Here is a 19202-nt window from a genome sequence, read left to right as displayed (position 1 = left end):
TTTTGTTCATCAATAAGACGTTGAACTGTAACATAGCCCGCCTAGCAGAGGCGCGCGGGGGGAATCTTGCTGATGCGGCTGGAAGTTAATGCACGGGCCCGCAGGCTCATCGAGATGCTGCCGCAGCGAACCATATACGGCGCGCTCGAACTCGCGCTGCTGGCGTTGCTCGCGGTGCAGGTCGCGCGGTTGATCTGGTCGGTCGTCACGCCAGTAGGCCCGCTTGGCAATTGGCGCGCGAACAGCTCCGTGTCGGCCACGGTATCGGCTGACGTGCTGCGCAGTTTTGATCCGTTTTTCCGCCTCGATGCGACCGCCCCGTCGGCACCAACGGCTGCAACGGTCACTCCCTTATCGCTGACGCTGTTCGGTATTCGGCTCGATGGTGCAACCAGTCGCGGGTCAGCAATTATTGCGACGCCGGACGGTGTACAGGCGAGCTTTTCCGTAGGCGCTGAAATCATGCCCGGGGTGACACTGAAATCAGTGTCGTTTGATCATGTTACGCTAACGCGCGGTGGCGTTGATGAGGACCTGTTTATCGATCAATCGGGTGGCGCCTCAGCCTCATCGGCTGCGACGATGGATTCGAACGGTGTGCTGAGTGCGCCGCCGTCCGCCGCGACTGGCGGGCAGCCGGTAACGCTGACACGGCTAAGGGCAGAAATCGGCTTCATCCCGCGGGTGGATAGTGGGAAGGTTACCGGGCTGACGGTCAGGCCGCAGGGTTCGGGTACAATATTCAGGCAAGTTGGGCTTAAAGAAGGGGATGTCGTGACTCAATTAGGTGGCCGTGCGATAAGCGGCGCAGGCGACATCGATCTGCTGGCGGGTCAGTTCGCCAAGGGTGGGGCGCTCTCGATCACTGTTGAGCGTGGTGCCGAAGTGCTGCCGCTGACGATTACGCTGGCTGGCCAATGAAACGCTTTATTGCCTCTTCCGCCGCCGTCGCGCTCGCCGTCGCAGCGCCTCTGGGCGCGCAGACCACGCTCAATGTGCGCGATGCCGATATCCGCGCCTTCATCGCTGATGCTGCCAAAGTCACTGGCCGCACCTTCATCATCGATAGTCGCGTGCAGGGCAAGGTAACGGTCGTTACGGATCGCGCGCTCAGCCGGTCCGAATATTTCGAGATCTTCCTGTCCACGCTGCGCGCCAACGGGCTTGTTGCGGTGCCAACGTCGGGTGGTGCCTTTCGCGTTCAGCCAATCGACAACGCATCGTCGCAGCCAGGTCGGGTAGGGGGCTCTGCCACCTCGTCGCGCAACAGCTTCGTGACAGAAATCATCCGCCTGCGCGCCATTGACGCGGCATCGGCGGTGGAAACGGTCCGCCCCCTCGTGAGCGCACAGGGATCAGTTACGGCCAATCGCTCGGGTAACTCGATCGTTGTGGTCGATTATGGCGATAATGTTCGCCGGGTGCGCGAAGTCATTCGTCGGATCGACACTGATGGCTCATCGACTCGAGTCGTGGCGCTCAAAAATGCGAGCGCGCGAGAAATTGCGACCGCGCTTCAGGCGCTTGTCCCTGCTGCGGCGCAGGGCGGGCAGAGCGTATCGGTAGTACCCGTCACCAGCTCAAATGCCGTGGCGATCCGGGGTGACAGCCCTGCCGTCGCGCGGCTCGCCGAAGTGGCGCAAGATCTTGATCGTCGGGCGGCGCTCGGCACCGAAATCAAAGTGCTGTTCCTGCAGAATGCCGATGCGGGCCAACTCCTTCCCGTGCTCCAACAGCTGGTCGGCCAGCAGCCGACCGAATTGCCGCAACAGACTCAGCTGTCGCAATCGAGCTTGAGCACAAATGGCAATGGCGGCGGCAACCAGCGCAACTCTCAGCCGCCGCAACAGGCCCAACCCGTCCAGCAGGGCGGCAGCGGCAATCAGCAACCCGCCGCGATTTCGGATGGTGGCCGCACCGCTGCTGTCGTCACACGATTTGCTGGTGCCAATGCGATCGTCATTGCAGCGCCGCCCGAAGTGCAGCGGCAACTTGCCGAGGTCGTGCGGCAGCTCGACACGCGGCGCGAACAGGTGCTTGTCGAGGCGATCGTCGCTGAAGTTTCGGATGCCACTGCCAACCGGCTCGGCGTGCAGCTGCTGCTCGGCAGCTTGGGCGGCAGCAACATTCCTTTCGGCACCACCACTTTTTCGAACACCGCTCCCAATTTGTTGACGGTGGCAGGTGCGATCGGCGCGCGACGCCTGAACACCACGACCACTACCGTGAACGGCACAACAACCGTGACGAGCACGAATAGTGGCATCAGCGATTCGCTCGCACAGTCAGCGATCGGATCGATCCTGGGGTCGTCGGGCGGGTTTGGCGGATTTGCCGCCAATCTGGGGCGAGACGGGATTTTCGGCGCAATCATTAACGCGGTAAAATCAGACACGACGTCCAATCTGCTGCAATCGCCGCATGTTGTGGTGCTGGATAATACGCCGGCACGCATCCTGGTCGGTCAGGAAATCCCGATCACCACGGGCCAGGCACTCAGCCAGAATTTCGACAATGCCTTCCGCACGGTGCAACGCGAAAATGTCGGCATCGAGCTTGAAGTGCGCCCGCAGGTCAACAGCAGTGGCGCGATCAAACTGTTCCTGCGCCAGCAGGTCAGCTCGATTGCCGGGCCGGTATCGCAGGATAATAGCGACCTCATCCTCAATAAGCGCGAGATTGAAACAACGCTGACGGTCGATGACGGCCAGATTGCTGTCATCGGCGGTTTGCTCGACGATAATGAACGGCGCACGATCGAGAAGGTGCCGTTGCTGGGAGATATCCCCGGCCTCGGGGCGCTGTTCCGGTCAAAGGCGAAAAGCCGGACCAAGACGAACCTGATCGTCTTCATTCGCCCGACGATACTGCGCACGCCAGAGGACAGCCGCAAGGTCGCCGAACAGCGTTACGGCTATCTGCGCATGCAGCAGGGCTTGCAGGATCCCACGCGCGAGCCAACGATCGATCAGCTCGTTCGGGATTATCTGGGTGCCGAACCTCCGCTGCCGCCTGCACCCGGGCCAGGCAGCATTGAGGATCCGCGCATCGGCGTGCCCATCATGCGCCAATCAAGCACGGCCGTCCGGCTTGACGGAGCACCGAAATGAACCCCAAAAGTCTAAATTCCGACGAGATCGTCGGTGATCCGATCATCGCCTTGCCCGAGGCGATGCCATTGCCGGAAGCAATCGTCGGCATCCCCTATGCCTTCGCCCGGAAGTTTGGCGTCGTGCTCAATTCGGTCGAACCCGGGCATTTCTCGGTGGCGATGCGCGAGGGGAGCGACCCCAAGGTTTTGCTCGAGCTGCGTCGGCATCTGGCGCGGCCTTTCGATGTTACCTTCACCAAGAGCGAGGATTTCGACCGGCTGCTGTCCGATCGCTACGCGATGGACGGCCAAGCCGCTGCTGCTGCCGCAGGGTCGCTCGGCCTCGGTGACGAACTGGACATGCTGGCCGGTAACCTGCCGACCGCCGAGGATCTGCTCGATACAGCCGATGATGCGCCCGCGATTCGGCTGATCAACGGCATCATTGCCGATGCGGCGCGCAATGGCGTGTCCGACATTCATATTGAGCCTTACGAAACCGGGCTCGTGGTCCGCATGCGGATCGACGGGGTGCTCCGCGAAACCTTGCGGATGCCGCCGCACGTCGCCCCGGTGGTTGTCAGCCGCGTCAAGGTGATGGCACGGCTCGACATTGCCGAACGTCGCGTGCCGCAGGACGGCCGCATGGGCCTGTCGCTGGGCGGCAAACTGCTCGATGTCCGCGTCTCGACGTTGCCAAGCCGCGCGGGCGAGCGCGTGGTGCTGCGTATCCTCGACAAGGATAATGCCGGGATTGATCTCGACGTGCTCGGCATGGCGCCCGCCATCAACACGCTGCTGCGCGGGGCGATCAGCGAGCCGAACGGCATCGTGCTTGTCACCGGACCGACCGGTTCGGGCAAGACGACGACGCTCTATGCCGCACTTCGGCTGCTGAATGATGGCAGCAGCAATATCCTGACGGTGGAAGACCCGATCGAATATGCCATGGACGGGGTGGGGCAGACGCAGGTCAATCCCAAGGTCGGGCTTACCTTTGCGGCAGGTTTGCGCGCCATTCTGCGCCAGGATCCCGATGTTGTGATGGTCGGCGAAATCCGTGATCGAGAAACTGCCGAAATCGCCGTGCAAGCCTCGCTCACCGGGCATCTGGTGCTGTCGACCGTCCACACCAACGACGCTGTCGGCGCGATCACACGGATGCGCGACATGAAGATCGAGCCGTTCCTGCTCGCCTCCACCTTGCGTGCCGTGATCGCGCAGCGCCTCGTGCGGCGGCTGTGCCCCAGCTGCCGCAAGCCCGTGCAGGCGCAAGGTTCGGTCTCCTCGCTGCTGGGCTTTGATCCCGGCGCAATCGTCTATGAAGCGGTTGGCTGTGATGAGTGTTCGGGCAGCGGCTTCAAGGGCCGGATCGGCGTGTTCGAGGCGATCCGCATCGACGAAACGATCCGCCGCCTGATCAATGACGGCGGCGACGAATCGATCATTGCGCGCCATGCCTTTCTCCACGCCCCCAATCTGGGCGCAGCCGCGCGCCAGCTCGTCCGCGACGGGCTGACAACACCGGAGGAGGCAGTCCGCGTCTCCCGTAGCGAAATGGTCGATGCCTGATTTCGATTATCTCGTTATCGACACGGCGGGCCGTGAAAAACGGGGCGCGATCGTCGCCGAATCGATCGATCATGCGCGCGAGGCACTCGATGCGCGCAAGCTTTATGTCGTGCGGATCGGCCCGGGTTCGGCGGCAACAAAGGCCCCAAAGGCCAAACCGCTGCTCCAGCAGCTGCGCGGGCGGCGCATGTCGGGCAAGCACCTTACCTTGTTTACCCGCCAGCTCGCGACGCTGAACCGCGTCAGCCCGCTTGAGGAATCGTTGCGAACGATCGTCCGCCAGACTGAGCAGCAACAGGTCCGCGACATTGTCAGTGCGGTGCACATGGGCGTCGTCGAGGGGCGGCGGTTAGCCGAATCGATGGCGCGCGAACCGAAAAGCTTTCCAGCGCTCTACTGCGCGATGGTGGCGGCCGGCGAGAATTCGGGTTCGTTGCCAACGATCCTCGATCGGCTGGCGATTCTGCTGGAAAGGCAGGCGGAAATCCGCGGCAAGATGATCACGACAATGGCCTATCCCGCCGTGCTAGCGGTGATGGCAATCGCCATTGTTACCGCGCTGATGGTGTTCGTGGTGCCGCAGATCGTCGAACAATTTGACACGGTCGGCCAGCAATTGCCGCTACTGACCCGGATCGTGATCTGGATTTCGGCTTTCCTCGTCAATTGGTGGTGGGCGCTGATCCTGGGCGCGGTGCTGCTGACCGGCGGGTTTATCCAGGCTTTGCGCGAGCCCTCGATCCGGTTAGCGTTTGACGGTTGGCTGCTGCGGGTGCCGGTGATCGGACGACTTCTGCGCGATCTCCACGCCGCACGGATGGCGCGAACGCTCTCCACCATGATCGCAAGCCGATTGCCGCTGCTCGACGGGCTCGCACTGACGGCGGGCACGATTCACAATCGGCGGTTGCGCCAGGCATCGGACGAGATCGTCGACTCGATCCGCAGCGGTGGCAGCCTGTCCGCCGCGATGCGCCGTGCTGGCGTTTTTCCACCCTTGCTGACCTATCTGGCGGCGAGCGGCGAGGCGGCAGGGCGGCTCGATGAGATGCTCGAGCGCGCGGCGGATTATCTCGAACGCGAGTTCGATCGCTTTACCGCGACTGCCTTGTCGTTGATGGAACCGCTGATCATCGTGGTAATGGGCGGCATCGTCGCAACCATCGTGCTGTCGATTCTGCTGCCGATCCTGCAACTCAACACGCTTGCCGGCCAATGAGGAACATCATGCGCAAGAACATTCGGAAAGAACCGCGTCGGGGTGAAAGCGGCTTTACGCTCGTTGAGTTGATGGTCGTGATCGTCATCCTCGGGCTGCTCGCCACAATCGTTGCGCTGAACGTGCTGCCAAGCGGCGATCGCGCGCGCGTCGAAAAGGCGAAGGCCGATATCGCCATCATCGAGGACGGGCTGGAGCTCTACAAGCTGCAGAACATTAGCTACCCCAGTACGTCGGACGGACTGAACGCCCTGGTGAGCGCACCGGCTTCGCTCACCGATCCGTCGCGCTATCAGGCGGGTGGATATATCAAGAAGCTGCCCAAGGACCCCTGGGGCCGCGAGTATCTTTATGCCTCGCCCGGCACCCACGGCGCGATCGATATCTGGACGCTGGGTGCCGATGGCAAGGAAGGCGGCGAGGGCATCGACGCCGATATCGGCAACTGGCAGTGATGTGATCACCCGCGCCCGCGCCTTTTTTCGGGCGTGGCCGCTTTCGCGTCAACGCGAGGGCGGTTTCACGCTGATCGAACTGATGATCGTGGTGACGATCATCGGGCTTGCCTCCGCTGCTGTCGTGCTGGCGATTCCCGATCCGCGCGGTCGTCTGATCGACGATGCCGAGCGCTTCGCCGCGCGCGCACGCGCCGCGCACGATACCGCGATTATCGAAGGCCGTTCGGTCAGCATCTGGGTGTCACGCGAAGGCTATGGCTTTGACCGCCGGTCGGCAGGCGCGTGGCAACCGATCAGCGAAAAGCCGCTGCGTGTGGCGCGCTGGGCCAGCGATATCCGCCCGGTCATCCTGAGCACCGAAGGCCGCGATCGGGTGATCTTCGATTCGACCGGACTTGCCAATGCGCCGTTCGACGTTCAGTTGCGCCGCGGCGGTGAGGCCAGCGCTATCGTACGGATCGGGGCCGATGGCGCGATATCGATCGATGGCTGAGCGTGGGCGTTCTCCGAGCGACTCCGGCTTTTCGTTGATCGAAATGATGGTCGCGCTGGCGGTGTTCAGCCTGGCGGCGATGGCGCTGATCCGGCTGGAGGGGGCCATCATCCGCAGCGCCTCGACGCTCGACCGGACAATGATGGCGCAGATTGTGGCGCGCAATGTGGCGGTTGAAACGCTCACCGATCCGCAGCCGCCAGTCACGGGCGAATCGCGCGGCGTCGAAGAAAATGGCGGCCGCAGCTGGAGCTGGCGCCGCCTGGCGACCGCATTGGGGGATCAGGGCGCAGTCCGCGTTGACGTCAGCGTCAGTGACATGGACGGAACGGCGTTGGGCAAGCTGACAATCGTGCGGCCACCCAATCGGCCGACGGTGGTCCGCACAGCACCTTTGCCGGGTGGACAGCAGCCATGAACAACTTCGGCGACGTTTACGGGTTCAAATCTGCCGGCTCAACTTCTGCCATTATTGGCTTCCCACCCCCGTTCGGGCTGAGCGAAGTCGAAGCCCTTGCGCAGCGCTTGCCCTTCGACTTCGCTCAGGGCGAACGGACCGGGCTGAGAAGTACCGCTGCTCTGTCACCTAACAGGCCCGCAGAAAGTGGCTTTACGTTAGTCGAAATGATGATCGCATTGCTGATCTTCGGCCTGCTGGCGTCGGCGGGGGTCGCCTTGCTGACGTTCAGCGTTCGGGCGCAATCAGCCACGGCGAATCGGCTCGATGACATTGCGGCATTCGGGCGCCTTTCCTCATCGCTTTCGGCGGATCTGGCCCAAGCATCCGATCGGCCGGTTCGTGATGAGGATGGCAGGCCGACTCCGGCGTTTGTCGGTGCCAGCGGATCGGTCGGTACGCCCATGCTGCAACTCGTCCGCAATGGCTGGACCAATCTGGATGATGCACCGCGCTCAGGGCAACAAAAGGTAGAATATCGGCTGACCGGCGAAAATCTTGAGCGGATTGCCTATCCGATGGTGGATGGCGCCAGCCCGCTGACCCCGGCGGTGTTGCTCAAATCGGTGCGTGCGGTCGAATTACGCTACCGCGTTGCCGGCGCCTGGACCGACCGGTGGGTCGACACGCCTGTAACGGCCCTGCCCGATGCGATGGAAATGGCAGTCACCCGAACCGATGGCACGCGCTTTCGTAGCGTGTATGTCGTTGGCACCGGCTACACGCGGCCAGTAGATGCTGGAGCCCCCGCCAATGGCTATTGAGCGGATGATTACGCCTGCGCGTGAGCGCGGTGCAGCCTTGCTGACTGTGCTGCTGCTGGTCGCGGTCATTGCGGTGCTGGCCGCGACCGCGCTTGAAAAGCTACGCCTGTCGACCCGCCTGGCCTCCAACATGATCGCGATCGAACAAGCGCGCGGCTATGCGATGGCGGCCGAGACACTAGCGACGACACGGATCGATTCGCTCCTGTCGCGAAATCCTGCGCAAGTGACGCTGGCGGGGGGGTGGAGCGGTCGCCCGTTCCAGTTGCCCGTTCCCGGCGGTGTTGCAAGCGCAACGGTCGTCGATGGCGGCAATTGCTTCAATCTCAACGGGCTGGCGGTGAATGGTGGCCCCGGCGTCCTGGTCGCGCGCCCGGCAGCGATCGTTCAGTTTACCCGGTTGATGACGTTGCTCGGCATCCCGGGCCAGCCCGCCGCAATCATCGCGGCCTCCACGGCCGATTGGATCGACAGCGACAGTAATCCACTGCCCAACGGGGCTGAGGATGAACGGTACGGCAATCGCCGCGTCAGTTATCGGACTGGTAACACATTGATATCGGATATCAGTGAGTTACGGGCCATTGCTGAGGTAACGCCGCAGATCTACGCCAAGCTGCGTCCCTGGGTTTGCGCGCAACCACGCGCGGAACCATCGAAAATCAACGTCAACACCCTTCTGCCCGAACAAGCAGCATTGTTCGCCATGCTCCTGCCCGACACGCTGACAATCGATCAAGCGCGCGCGCTGCTGCTTGAACGGCCAGCGCAAGGCTATACGAGCACCGATGCATTCTGGAAGCTGCCAGCACTGCGGGGGATCATCGTGTTTCCAGAGGGGCAGGCGCAAACGGCCGTAACCACAAGGTGGTTCGCGTTGCGGATCGAGGTTGAGTTGGGGGGAAGCGAATTGACCGAGAGCGCCTTGATCGACGCCAGTGTGCAGCCTGCGCGGCTGGTGTCGCGGGCCTGGGGCGACCCGGCATGAGCGGCGCGCGTGGCGGCGGCGATGCGGCATTTGCCCATGTCGTGTTCCTGCCAGGCACGGCCGAGGACGGCTATCGCTGGCTCAGGATCGCTAATGGCGGCATCGCAGCGCGTGGTGAGGGCGTGCCGGAATCTTCTGATGGTGCAACCATCGCTGTAGCACCTGCCGAAGATGTGACACTTCACTGGGCGAGCCTGCCGGATCGCTCGCTCGCGCAATCGACCGCGGCCGCGCGCGTGCTGGTGGCAGAGGCCAGCGCCACCGCTCTCGACCATCTGCATGTCGCCGTTGGCCGCGAACCAATGATGGAGGACCGCCCGATCGGCGTCGTCTCCAGCGCGCGGATGCAAAACTGGCTGGTTGATCTGGCCCGTTACGGGGTTGATCCCGACGCCGTGATCCCCGCGCCCATGCTGTTGCCGCGGCCGGACGAGGGATTTCTGCTCGCTGATTTGGGGAGCGAAGGCGTCGTGCGCGGTCCGACAACGGGCTTCGCGCATGATTCGCAGCTGACCCCGCTGATCACTGGCGGCGTTGCGCCCGTCATGATGTCACGCGAGGACATCGAGGAAGCCATTGTTGCTGCGGTGGGCGCGCCAGCATTGGATCTGCGGCAGGGTATCTTCGCCAAGCGTCGACGCGCGACAATCGATTGGCCGCTGTTACGGCGGATGGGCTGGCTGGCGGTCGGGATTCTGACCGTCACCTTGTTGATCAGCCTGGTGCAGATCATGCAATATGGCTTTGCCGCTGACGCAATCGAGCGTCGGATCGATCTGCTCGCCCGTCAGGGACTTGCTCGCGGCGAGACAGTGAACGATGCCGCCCGCCAGCTTGATGCCCGATTGGTGCGGCTGCGCGGGCCTGGCCGGGGTTTCAGCGCTACGGCGGCGGCGATCTATGGCGCAATCCGCAACGTGACCGGCACCGAAGTGCGCGCCCTGAGCTTTGACGCCAAGGGTGAGGCGCAAGTGACGATCGCGGCGCAGACGGAGGGGCAGGTGTACGACGTGATCAGGGAAATCGGCGCCCAGGGCTTCGCCGCCACGACGGGGACTTTCGAACAGGCTAACAATCGGCTGACCGGTCGCATCACGGTGGCCCCGAAATGATCGCCTCGATCCGCATGTGGTTTACCGCGCTGTCCTTGCGCGAAAAACGCCTCGTCCTGACGGCAGCGGCGCTTGCTGCCTTGACACTGTTCTGGTTCGGGCTGGTGCGGCCAGTGAGCGACGGGCTGGCCGATGCCCGTATTCGCCATAGCAACGCCGTTCAGCGGCTCGCCGAGGTTGAGGCCCAACTAACGAGTGTGAAGCTGCTCCAGCGTACCCGCGCCGCGCCGATCGGCGCCCCGCTGGAAACCGTGGTGCGCGAGCGCGCTGCCGAAGCCGGCTTTGCGATCACCAATGTCTCGCCACAGCCGAATAACGGCTTGCAAGTGTCGATCGCCGATGCGCGACCTGGGGCGTTCTTCGCCTGGGTTGCTGACCTTGAGGCCCGGGGAATCCTGGTTGAGAGCCTCACCACCAGCGACAATGCTGATCAATCAGTCTCCGCCATGGTGGTGGTCCGGACGCAAGGTTTGTGATGAAAATCAGGCTCGATACGCGTCCAGCAGTATTGTTTGGCGGGCTCACCTTGCTGGGCCTGCTGGTGTTTTTGCCCATGCGTCTTGTGCTTGGGCTGGTTGGTCTCGGGGAATACGGGTTGTCGGCCCGCGCCGTGACCGGGCCGGTCTGGTATGGATCGCTGATCGAGGCGCGGCTGGGTGATCTTTCGCTGGGTGATCTTCGTGCCCGGCTTTCGCCCTTTCAGCTTCTATTGGGTCGCGCGCGGCTTGATCTGAACGGTCCCGCGCAGGGCGACAAACCCGGCCTGACCGGGGCGATCAGCACCAGCCGCTACAGTTTCGGCATCGATGACATGACCGGATCGGTGCCGACGGGGGCTGTTTTTGCGCCGTTGCCGATCAACCGGATCGAGCTGGAGGGCGTGAGCATCAGGTTCGACAGTGGCGCCTGCGCGGTGGCACAAGGGCGCGTGAAGGCGCAGTTGAGCGGTGCGATCGCCACGGTGCCATTGCCGCAAGCGATGAGCGGCACCGTGAAATGCGAGGGCGGGGCATTGATCGTCCCGCTGGTCAGCCAGGCCGGCACCGAAAGCGTCACGCTCAGCATCCGCAGCAATGGCCGTTACCGCGCCACACTCGATATCCAGTCGAGCGACCCTGCGGTGGCGCAGAAACTGGGGCTGGTGGGGTTCCAGCAGGCAGGGGCGGGGTATCGCCTGTCGACAGAGGGGCAGTTTTAATCTTGAACGCCAGCCCCGGCCCTTACACCGCTTGACGATGCCCGTCCCGGCCCGCTAGGGCCGCCATCTTCGTGGCGATCGTAGTTCAATTGGTTAGAGCGTCGGCTTGTGATGCCGGATGTTGCGGGTTCAAGTCCCGTCGGTCGCCCCATTTCTTCCCGCCCTTTCAGGATAATCACCCGTGACCACCGGCTGGGGATACCCCGATTTCGACGATCATGAGGGCGTGCACCTCTTCACCGATCCAGCATCGGGGCTGCGCGCGGTGATCGCGATCCATTCGACCAAGCTCGGTCCGGCAGGCGGCGGCTGCCGCTTCTGGCATTATGCCGATTCGAACCAGGCGATTACGGATGCCCTGCGGCTGTCGCGCGGCATGAGCTTCAAGAACGCTATGGCCGGACTGCCGATGGGCGGCGGCAAGGGCGTGGTGCTGGCCGATGCGAACCGCACCAAGACGCCGGAAATGCTGAAGGCGTTCGGCCGTGCGATTGATTCACTGGGCGGACGCTATGTGACGGCCGAAGATGTCGGCATGTCAGACACCGACATGGTAACGATTTCGAGCGAGACCAAATTCGTCACCGGCCTGCCCGTCGCATCGGGCCGGGCAGGGGGCAATCCTGGCCCATCGACCGCTTTGGGCGTCTATTTGGGCGTCAAGGCGGCAGCGAAGCGCGGGCTGGGTGCGGACAGTATGAAGGGCGTGCATGTCGCGATCCAGGGCGTTGGCTCGGTTGGCGGTGGGCTCGCCGAATTGCTCGCGAAAGACGGCGCGAAGCTGACGCTGGCCGATGTTGATGCCGATCGCGCAGCGACGCTCGCCAAGGCGCTCGGCGCGGATGTAGTGCCGACGGAGGAAATCCTGGCGATTGCAGCCGACATCGTCAGCCCCAACGCGCTCGGCGCGATCCTGACCGAAACGTCAATCGCGACGATCCAGGCGAAAGTGATCGCGGGCGGCGCCAACAACCAGCTCGAGACACGCGAGGATGGCTGGCGCCTCCACGCGCGCGGCATCACCTATGCGCCCGATTATGTTATCAACGCGGGCGGCATCATCAACGTCTGCCTCGAATATATGGGCCAGGGCGACCGCGCCGAGGTCGAAGCGCGCATCCACAAGATCCCCGATCGCCTGAACGAAGTATGGGATGAGAGCGATCGCAGCGGCGAGCCTTCGTCCGCCGTGGCAGACATGATTGCGAAGCGGTTGATCGGACGGGGATAGTCGTCTCGCCGTGCTGCCAAAACCGCCAGCGCCGATCGCCGATCGTATCACCAACTATTCCGCGACGCCGGTAACCGACGGTGAATCGGGCGGCATTGTTCACCGCCTCGCCGCTGCCGATCGTCCGACGCTGTTCTTGAAAAACGGCACGGGCACGGTTGCCGCCGATATTGCTGACGAGCATCGCCGTTTGCGCTGGCTGGCGGGGCAGTGGCGCGTGCCGGAGATCGTCGACTATGCCGAAACCCCGGCTGGTGCCTGGTTGCTCACTACCGCACTGCCGGGCCGATCCGCACAACAATGGCTGAACGAGCATCCCGATCGCCAAGCCGATGCGGTGCGGGCGATGGCAAAGCATCTGGCTTGGATGCACCAGTTGCCGATCGAAAGGTGCCCCTTCGACGCAGGGTTGCCCCGGCGCGTTGAGGCTGCACGATCCAATGCCGCGGCCGGGCAAGTCGATCTCGACGATCTCGATCCCGAACGCGAGGGCTGGTCAGTGGCCCAATTGCTCGCGCGGCTGGACGATCTTATCCCGACAGCGATTGATCCGGTCGTGACGCACGGCGATTTCTCGCTCGACAATATCTTTCTTGATGAGAGCGGCGCGGTCACCGGGTGTCTCGATGTCGGCAGGGCGGGGGTGGCCGATCGCTGGCAGGATCTGGCGATCCTGTGGAACTGCCTGCGCGATATCGATCCAGCCGCCGCCGACGCCGTGTTCGACGTGTACGGTGTGCGGGTCGATCCCGCAAAAATCGAGTTGTACCTGCTGCTTGACGAGTTTTTCTGAATTGCGCGTCGGCTACGAAGGTCCAACCAGCTCAGTCCATTCTTCCATCGTGCGCGGCTGTTGCTCCATCGACTTCGCGTCGCTGGGAATCGTTATCCAAGGTTGCTTGCTCGATACCCAGATATGCGCGGCGGGCACGACCGCGGCGCTGAAGTCGAGCGTGCCGCAGCGGAGCGAGGCAAAACCAGGGCGCTGATCATTCTCCGCAAAAATGCGCGTCTTGCAAACCTCGCACCCCCAGATCGACGATTGTGCCCCGCTGGACTGGGTGTAATCGCCACTATCAAGCACACCAGTGATGGTCAGATCATCCCGCACGAACAACATATGCTCACTGAACGCGCTGCCGGTGCGCGACTGGCAATCGGTGCAATGGCAGGCATAGGGGAGAAAGCGAAAACCATCGGCCAAGGTATAACGCACCTTGCCGCAGAGGCAGCCGCCGGTCAGTTCGCCCTTCATTCCGCTTTCTCCCCCGGTGCGATGTCAATCATTTCATCGGTAATTCAAGCGCATACGTCACGGCTTGATACCCGACCAAAACCAGACGCAACTTTCCTACAAGCCACTAGAAATGCTATTGTCGGAACCGCTCTTTGAAATTGTCGAACTCCCTCACGATCCTGCATCTTCTGGGCGAAGTTGCGGGATAGCGTTGGAGACCCGCAACTTCCGCAACTTCGCCCTCGGCTTGAGCGAGGGCAACGCTCCTCAAGAGAGGAAGCTTCGCACAAATTTTACCGTTCAAGTCATTCAATTCATCGGCAAATCCAGCGCATCTGCCACCGCCTGATGCCTGATTTTCCCGCCCGACACGTTGAGCCCATTCGCGAGATGCGGATCAGCGGCCATCGCCGCCTCTGCACCGTGCTTCGCCAGCTTCAGGACGAAGGGCAGGGTCGCATTGTTGAGCGCAAACGCGCTGGTCCGCGCCACCGCGCCGGGCATGTTGGCCACGCAGTAATGGATTACGCCGTCCACCTCGAACACCGGGTCGTCATGTGTCGTCGCGTGGCTGGTCTCGAAGCAGCCGCCCTGGTCGATCGCGATGTCGACCAGCACCGATCCGCGCTTCATCGTCTTCAGCATCTCGCGCGTCACCAGCTTGGGTGCCGCCGCACCCGGCACCAGCACGGCACCGATCACCAGATGCGCGTTCTTCACGGCGTGGGCGATTGCCGCTGATGAGGCATAGGCGGTCTTGATCTGGCTCGAGAAGAACATGTCGAGTTCGGCGAGGCGGGCATTGTTGATGTCATAGATCGTCACATCGGCGCGCATGCCGACCGCCATTTGCGCGGCATTCACGCCCGATACGCCGCCGCCCAGGATCGCGACGCGCGCCGGGGCCACACCGGGCACACCGCCAAGCAGCACGCCACGTCCGCCCTGTTCCTTCTCCAGATAATGCGCGCCAACCTGAATCGACATGCGCCCCGCGACTTCGGACATGGGTTTCAGCAATGGCAACGAGCGATCCGCCGCCGTCACCGTTTCATAGGCGATGCAGGTCGCGCCGGATGCCATCAGGCCAAGCGCCTGCGGCTTGTCCGCCGCGAGATGGAGATAGGTGAACAACAAGTGGCGCGCCTCGAGCAACGCGATCTCGCTCGGCTGCGGCTCTTTGACCTTCACGATCATGTCGGCCCCCGCGAACACCGCAGGCGCATCGGCGACGATCTGCGCACCCGCCTCGACATAGTCCGAATCTTCGAAATCAATGCCGGCACCGGCACCTGTCTGCACGACCACCTGATGCCCGGCGCGGACCAGCTCGGCGACCGAGGCCGGAGTCAGCCCGACACGATATTCGTGGTTTTTGATTTCCTTGGGGATGCCGACTCGCATTGCCCTCTCCTTATGCTGTTGATGGAGCGCCTATAACGCCGCGAACCGGGCTTGTCCCGCCATACGCCGTGCGCTGAACTCCCGCCTTGCTCCCGACCCAATGCCCCGTTGCCGGGCCATTGGCTGCATGCTAGGGCGCGCGGCACGTCAACGGGGTAAGCCACCGGGCATCCATGCGCGTTTCCATCATCATATCGGCCGGATTACGGGGCCTATGAGCGAGACCGTGTTGGCGGGCGCGCCGAACGAGGGATCAGGCGATGCCGGCCATGCCGCAGCCGGACACCACAACGATGGCCCGATAAAGCTTGCGGTGAGCGCCATCGGCGTTGTGTTCGGCGATATCGGCACCAGCCCGCTCTATGCCTTTCGCGAAACCTTTGCCGGGCACCACCCGCTTGCGCTTGATACGCTGCACATCATGGGCGTCGTCAGCCTGATCTTCTGGTCGATGATGATCGTGGTAAGCATCAAGTACGTTGCCATCATCATGCGCGCGGACAACAAGGGCGAAGGGGGCAGCCTTGCGCTGCTAGCGCTCGTATCGGGCCGCACCAAAACCCAGCGATGGAGCCAGGGGATCATCCTGCTCGGCGTATTTGCTACCGCGCTGTTCTATGGCGACAGCATGATCACGCCTGCCGTCTCGGTGCTCGGCGCGATCGAGGGGCTGACAATTGTGGCGCCTGCTTTTGGCGGGCTGGTGCTCCCACTGGCGGTGGTCATCATCATCGGGCTGTTTTCGATCCAGCGCAGTGGAACGGCGAAGGTCGGGCTGTTCTTTGGGCCGATCATGCTGACCTATTTCGTTGTGATCGGTGCGCTCGGGGCGATCAGTATTGCGCAGACCCCTGACATCCTCTGGGCACTCTCCCCTATCTATGCGATCGAGTTCTTCGCCAGTGACCCGCTCAAGGCGTTCCTGGCGCTCGGCTCGGTGGTGCTGGCGGTGACCGGGGCGGAGGCGCTCTATGCCGATATGGGCCATTTCGGGCGAAAGCCGATCGGCCGGTCATGGCTGTATTTTGTCCTCCCGGCGCTAATCCTGAACTACATGGGGCAGGGGGCTTTGCTGTCGCGCAGTGGCGCTGCGGCGCTGGAGAGCCCATTCTATCTTCTGGCACCGGAAATACTCCGCCTTCCGCTGGTGATTCTGGCAACGATGGCGGCGATCATCGCCAGCCAGGCCGTGATTTCAGGTGCGTTCTCCGTCACACAGCAGGCGATCCAGCTCGGTTTCATCCCCCGCCTGCGGATCGAACACACCAGCGCATCAACCGTGGGGCAGATCTACATTCCGATCATCAACTGGGCACTTTTGGTGATGGTGCTCGTGCTGGTACTCGCATTCCGCACCTCGTCGAACCTCACCTCGGCATATGGTATCGCTGTGACGGGGGCGATGACCATCGACACCTGCCTGCTGGCGGTGGTGCTGTACCGGTTGTGGAACTGGCCACGCTATATTGCGGTACCGGTGCTGGCGGTGCTGTTCATCGTCGATGGGGCGTATTTGGCTGCGAACCTTACCAAAGTTCCCGATGGCGGCTGGTTCCCGCTGCTGATCGGGCTGATCATCTTTACCTTCCTCACCACCTGGTCGAAGGGGCGGCAGTTGATGATCGCGCGGATGCGGGATTCAGCGATGCCGATGAAGGTGTTTATTCAGTCCGCCGCCAGTGCCGCTACCCGCGTGCCGGGGACGGCGGTGTTCATGACCTCGACCGCGGAGGGCGTGCCGCACGCGCTGCTCCACAATCTGAAGCACAACAAGGTGCTGCACGAACGCATCATCCTGCTGACCGTGAAGATCATGGACGAGCCCTATTACCCTGATGACGGTCGCTGCCATTTGGAAAATCTCGACAACGGGTTCCACCGGATGATCCTGAAATATGGCTTCATGCAGGAGCCCGACGTGCCCGCCGCCTTGGCGCGGATCAGCCAGTGCGGGGCCGATTTCCGGATGATGGACACAAGCTTCTTCTTGTCGCGCCAAACCCTGCTCGCGTCGGACCATCCGGGCATGTCGATCTGGCGCGAAAAGCTGTTCGCGTGGATGCTGCGCAATGCCGAAAGCGCGATGGAATTCTTCCGCCTGCCGACCAACCGCGTGGTCGAGCTAGGAAGCCAGGTCGAGATTTGACCGCGGCCGATCTGCCGAACCAAACCGCGCCAATCATCGTCACCGCGCTATTTGGGAAACAGGATCAAGCCTGGTTTGATGGCCTTCGCCGCGCGCATTTTCCGCCCGAACACAATCATTTGGCGGCGCATTTGACAATGTTCCATCACTTGAGTCCCGTGATTGAGGCCGAGCTACGGCAGCGGCTGGTGAACGAGTCACGCCGGGTGCCTGCACCCGAGGCCCGAGTAACGGGGCTGATGTCATTGGGCAGGGGCACCGCGTTCCGGATCGAGTCGCCCGGCCTGGCCGATATCCGTGCGCGGATCGCCGATGCCTTTGCGATGATGCTGGTCCCGCAGGATGCCGCCCCTTGGCGCGCGCACGTGACCGTCCAGAACAAGGTAACACCTGCCGAGGCCAAGGCGTTGTACAATGAGCTCAACGTCGATTTCAGGCCATGTCCGGTGGCGATCGCGGGCCTTGCAACCTGGTGGTATCGCGGCGGCCCCTGGGAGCCGCTCTCACGCCACATGTTCGGCTAGCGCGTCGTCATCATTGCGGTGGTTGACCGGGGGGCACGCCGCACTTATAGCCCCGCGCTCACCGCCATTGCGGTCCCTTTTGGGGCGAAGTAGCTCAGCTGGTTAGAGCACGGGAATCATAATCCTGGGGTCGGGGGTTCAAGTCCCTCCTTCGCTACCATTTCTGTCGCCCGGCAAGGGAGGCTCCCCAAGTTTTCCGATCAGGCCCCCAAGCAAAAGGTCGGCGACGTAACGATTGCGTGCGCTGTTGCGAACACCATGTTGCAAGCGGCGGGCGTTGTTCCCTAAGGAACGGCCAAGCCTCAATTTCCGCCACGGTCGAAAGCGCATCCCATGTCTGCCACCCATCACACCCGCATGCTCATCATCGGCTCCGGCCCGGCTGGCCTTTCGGCGGCGATCTATGGCGCGCGTGCGGGGATGAAACCCATTTTGGTTCAGGGCATCCAGCCGGGCGGCCAGCTTACCACCACCACCGATGTCGAGAATTATCCTGGCTTTCGCGAGGTGATTCAGGGCCCATGGCTGATGGAGGAGATGCAGGGCCAGGCCGAACATGTCGGTACGCGGTTGATGTACGACACGATCGTCGAGGTCGATCTGTCGCGTCGCCCGTTCCGGCTGATCGGCGATAGCGGCGATATCTATTCCGGCGATGTCCTGATCATCGCCACGGGCGCGCAAGCGAAATGGCTGGGGCTCGACAGCGAGGAATTGATGAAGGGCAAGGGCGTCAGCGCCTGTGCGACCTGCGACGGGTTCTTCTATCGTGGCAAGAAGGTTGCGGTGATCGGCGGCGGCAACACTGCGGTCGAGGAAGCGCTGTACCTCACCAATCACAGCGACGACGTGACGCTGATCCACCGGCGGGACAGCCTGAAGGCCGAACGTATCCTGCAGGACAGGTTGTTCGCCAATCCGAAGATCACGGTGTTGTGGAACAAGGAAGTCCGCAGCTTTGTCGGCGGTGGCATGCCCGAGGGGCTGGTCGGGATCGACCTGCTTGATCGGATCACCGGCGAGCAGTCTCGGCTCGATGTCGAGGGCGGCTTTGTCGCGATCGGGCATCATCCGGCGACCGAGCTGTTCCGTGGTCACCTCGCGCTTGATTCAGATGGTTATATAGAGGTCGAAAAGGGCGGCACGCGCACCAGCGTCGAGGGCGTGTTCGCCTGCGGCGACGTGATGGACAAGATTTACCGCCAGGCCGTGACCGCGGCGGGCACGGGCTGCATGGCGGCCTTGGATGCCGAACGGTTCCTCGCGGAAGCGGATTTCGAGAAGGTCACTGAAGCGGCGGAGTAAGGT

The 19202-nt window shown here is 62.7% G+C and carries 19 protein-coding genes and 2 tRNA genes; 19 read left to right on the top strand and 2 right to left on the bottom strand.

What is annotated here, in order from left to right:
* The first annotated feature begins 72 nt into the window (after nt 1-72).
* The 15 genes from B7Y49_RS03380 (at nt 73) to B7Y49_RS03310 (ending at nt 13376) form a co-directional block, all read left to right on the top strand.
* Nucleotides 73-921, top strand: coding sequence for a type II secretion system protein N (locus tag B7Y49_RS03380; RefSeq protein WP_374126159.1), 849 nt, complete (start codon nt 73-75; stop codon nt 919-921).
* A complete protein-coding gene (gene gspD / locus B7Y49_RS03375; protein WP_374126158.1) occupies nt 918-3110 on the top strand; it encodes a type II secretion system secretin GspD in 2193 nt (730 codons plus the stop codon). The genes B7Y49_RS03380 and gspD overlap by 4 nt, the downstream gene beginning before the upstream one ends.
* Nucleotides 3107-4663, top strand: coding sequence for a GspE/PulE family protein (locus B7Y49_RS03370; protein WP_374126157.1), 1557 nt, complete (start codon nt 3107-3109; stop codon nt 4661-4663). Before gspD ends, B7Y49_RS03370 begins: the two co-directional genes overlap by 4 nt.
* Entirely contained in the window at nt 4656-5882 is a 1227-nt protein-coding gene (gene gspF, locus B7Y49_RS03365; protein WP_374126156.1) for a type II secretion system F family protein, read from the top strand. Before B7Y49_RS03370 ends, gspF begins: the two co-directional genes overlap by 8 nt.
* Nucleotides 5883-5890: 8 nt before the next feature.
* Entirely contained in the window at nt 5891-6337 is a 447-nt protein-coding gene (gene gspG / locus B7Y49_RS03360; protein WP_374126155.1) for a type II secretion system major pseudopilin GspG, read from the top strand.
* Complete coding sequence (locus B7Y49_RS03355; RefSeq protein ID WP_374126154.1) at nt 6285-6833, top strand: GspH/FimT family pseudopilin; 549 nt, start codon at nt 6285-6287, stop codon at nt 6831-6833. The genes gspG and B7Y49_RS03355 overlap by 53 nt, the downstream gene beginning before the upstream one ends.
* Nucleotides 6826-7251 (top strand): type II secretion system minor pseudopilin GspI, encoded by a 426-nt coding sequence (gene gspI, locus B7Y49_RS03350; RefSeq protein WP_374126153.1) that lies wholly within the window; start codon nt 6826-6828, stop codon nt 7249-7251. The genes B7Y49_RS03355 and gspI overlap by 8 nt, the downstream gene beginning before the upstream one ends.
* A gap of 143 nt (nt 7252-7394) precedes the next feature.
* On the top strand, nt 7395-8054 hold the full coding sequence (gspJ, locus tag B7Y49_RS03345) for a type II secretion system minor pseudopilin GspJ (protein WP_374126207.1): 660 nt from the start codon (nt 7395-7397) through the stop codon (nt 8052-8054).
* The gene (gene gspK, locus B7Y49_RS03340) at nt 8044-9042 is read left to right on the top strand and encodes a type II secretion system minor pseudopilin GspK (RefSeq protein ID WP_374126152.1); all 999 of its coding nucleotides are present in this window, start codon (nt 8044-8046) and stop codon (nt 9040-9042) included. The genes gspJ and gspK overlap by 11 nt, the downstream gene beginning before the upstream one ends.
* Nucleotides 9039-10154, top strand: a complete 1116-nt coding sequence (gene gspL, locus B7Y49_RS03335; RefSeq protein WP_374126151.1) for a type II secretion system protein GspL — start codon at nt 9039-9041, stop codon at nt 10152-10154. The genes gspK and gspL overlap by 4 nt, the downstream gene beginning before the upstream one ends.
* The gene (gene gspM / locus B7Y49_RS03330) at nt 10151-10630 is read left to right on the top strand and encodes a type II secretion system protein GspM (protein ID WP_374126150.1); all 480 of its coding nucleotides are present in this window, start codon (nt 10151-10153) and stop codon (nt 10628-10630) included. The genes gspL and gspM overlap by 4 nt, the downstream gene beginning before the upstream one ends.
* Complete coding sequence (gene gspN, locus B7Y49_RS03325) at nt 10630-11352, top strand: type II secretion system protein N (RefSeq protein WP_374126149.1); 723 nt, start codon at nt 10630-10632, stop codon at nt 11350-11352. The genes gspM and gspN overlap by 1 nt, the downstream gene beginning before the upstream one ends.
* A 74-nt stretch (nt 11353-11426) precedes the next feature.
* Nucleotides 11427-11503, top strand: a tRNA-His gene (locus tag B7Y49_RS03320).
* Nucleotides 11504-11533: 30 nt separating this feature from the next.
* A complete protein-coding gene (locus B7Y49_RS03315; protein ID WP_374126148.1) occupies nt 11534-12583 on the top strand; it encodes a Glu/Leu/Phe/Val dehydrogenase in 1050 nt (349 codons plus the stop codon).
* Between the two features lie 10 nt (nt 12584-12593).
* Nucleotides 12594-13376, top strand: coding sequence for an aminoglycoside 3'-phosphotransferase (locus B7Y49_RS03310; protein WP_374126147.1), 783 nt, complete (start codon nt 12594-12596; stop codon nt 13374-13376).
* 12 nt (nt 13377-13388) lie between these two features.
* Here B7Y49_RS03310 and B7Y49_RS03305 read toward each other — a convergent pair whose 3' ends face one another.
* Entirely contained in the window at nt 13389-13838 is a 450-nt protein-coding gene (locus B7Y49_RS03305) for a GFA family protein (protein WP_374126146.1), read from the bottom strand.
* Between the two features lie 291 nt (nt 13839-14129).
* On the bottom strand, nt 14130-15224 hold the full coding sequence (gene ald / locus B7Y49_RS03300) for an alanine dehydrogenase (RefSeq protein ID WP_374126145.1): 1095 nt from the start codon (nt 15222-15224) through the stop codon (nt 14130-14132).
* 214 nt (nt 15225-15438) lie between these two features.
* On the opposite strand from ald, the gene B7Y49_RS03295 reads away from it, so the two are divergent.
* The 4 genes from B7Y49_RS03295 (at nt 15439) to trxB (ending at nt 19199) form a co-directional block, all read left to right on the top strand.
* Nucleotides 15439-17370, top strand: coding sequence for a potassium transporter Kup (locus B7Y49_RS03295; RefSeq protein ID WP_374126144.1), 1932 nt, complete (start codon nt 15439-15441; stop codon nt 17368-17370).
* Nucleotides 17367-17894 carry a 2'-5' RNA ligase family protein gene (locus tag B7Y49_RS03290; RefSeq protein WP_374126143.1) on the top strand — a complete coding sequence of 176 codons (528 nt, stop codon included), beginning with the start codon at nt 17367-17369 and terminating at the stop codon, nt 17892-17894. Before B7Y49_RS03295 ends, B7Y49_RS03290 begins: the two co-directional genes overlap by 4 nt.
* 83 nt (nt 17895-17977) lie before the next feature.
* A tRNA-Met gene (locus tag B7Y49_RS03285) sits at nt 17978-18054 on the top strand.
* 173 nt (nt 18055-18227) lie between these two features.
* Nucleotides 18228-19199 carry a thioredoxin-disulfide reductase gene (trxB, locus tag B7Y49_RS03280; RefSeq protein WP_374126142.1) on the top strand — a complete coding sequence of 324 codons (972 nt, stop codon included), beginning with the start codon at nt 18228-18230 and terminating at the stop codon, nt 19197-19199.
* Nucleotides 19200-19202 lie beyond the last annotated feature (3 nt).

The organism is Sphingomonas sp. 28-62-11, assembly GCF_002278865.1.
Classification (GTDB): Bacteria; Pseudomonadota; Alphaproteobacteria; order Sphingomonadales; family Sphingomonadaceae; genus Sphingomonas.
The sequence above is the reverse complement of the archived record's forward strand: the minus strand, read 5'-3'. Positions and strand labels throughout refer to the sequence as shown.

Bases quoted from the DNA above. Each gene is read 5' to 3' on its own strand.
- gspF (WP_374126156.1), top strand. From the start codon at position 4,656: ATGCCTGATTTCGATTATCTCGTTATCGACACGGCGGGCCGTGAAAAA.
- gspK (WP_374126152.1), top strand. From the start codon at position 8,044: ATGGCTATTGAGCGGATGATTACGCCTGCGCGTGAGCGCGGTGCAGCC.
- B7Y49_RS03305 (WP_374126146.1), bottom strand. From the start codon at position 13,838: ATGAAGGGCGAACTGACCGGCGGCTGCCTCTGCGGCAAGGTGCGTTAT.
- trxB (WP_374126142.1), top strand. From the start codon at position 18,228: ATGTCTGCCACCCATCACACCCGCATGCTCATCATCGGCTCCGGCCCG.
- B7Y49_RS03355 (WP_374126154.1), top strand. From the start codon at position 6,285: ATGGCAAGGAAGGCGGCGAGGGCATCGACGCCGATATCGGCAACTGGC.
- B7Y49_RS03370 (WP_374126157.1), top strand. From the start codon at position 3,107: ATGAACCCCAAAAGTCTAAATTCCGACGAGATCGTCGGTGATCCGATC.
- gspD (WP_374126158.1), top strand. From the start codon at position 918: ATGAAACGCTTTATTGCCTCTTCCGCCGCCGTCGCGCTCGCCGTCGCA.
- gspL (WP_374126151.1), top strand. From the start codon at position 9,039: ATGAGCGGCGCGCGTGGCGGCGGCGATGCGGCATTTGCCCATGTCGTG.
- B7Y49_RS03380 (WP_374126159.1), top strand. From the start codon at position 73: ATGCGGCTGGAAGTTAATGCACGGGCCCGCAGGCTCATCGAGATGCTG.
- ald (WP_374126145.1), bottom strand. From the start codon at position 15,224: ATGCGAGTCGGCATCCCCAAGGAAATCAAAAACCACGAATATCGTGTC.
- gspN (WP_374126149.1), top strand. From the start codon at position 10,630: ATGAAAATCAGGCTCGATACGCGTCCAGCAGTATTGTTTGGCGGGCTC.
- gspM (WP_374126150.1), top strand. From the start codon at position 10,151: ATGATCGCCTCGATCCGCATGTGGTTTACCGCGCTGTCCTTGCGCGAA.
- gspI (WP_374126153.1), top strand. From the start codon at position 6,826: ATGGCTGAGCGTGGGCGTTCTCCGAGCGACTCCGGCTTTTCGTTGATC.
- gspG (WP_374126155.1), top strand. From the start codon at position 5,891: ATGCGCAAGAACATTCGGAAAGAACCGCGTCGGGGTGAAAGCGGCTTT.
- B7Y49_RS03295 (WP_374126144.1), top strand. From the start codon at position 15,439: ATGAGCGAGACCGTGTTGGCGGGCGCGCCGAACGAGGGATCAGGCGAT.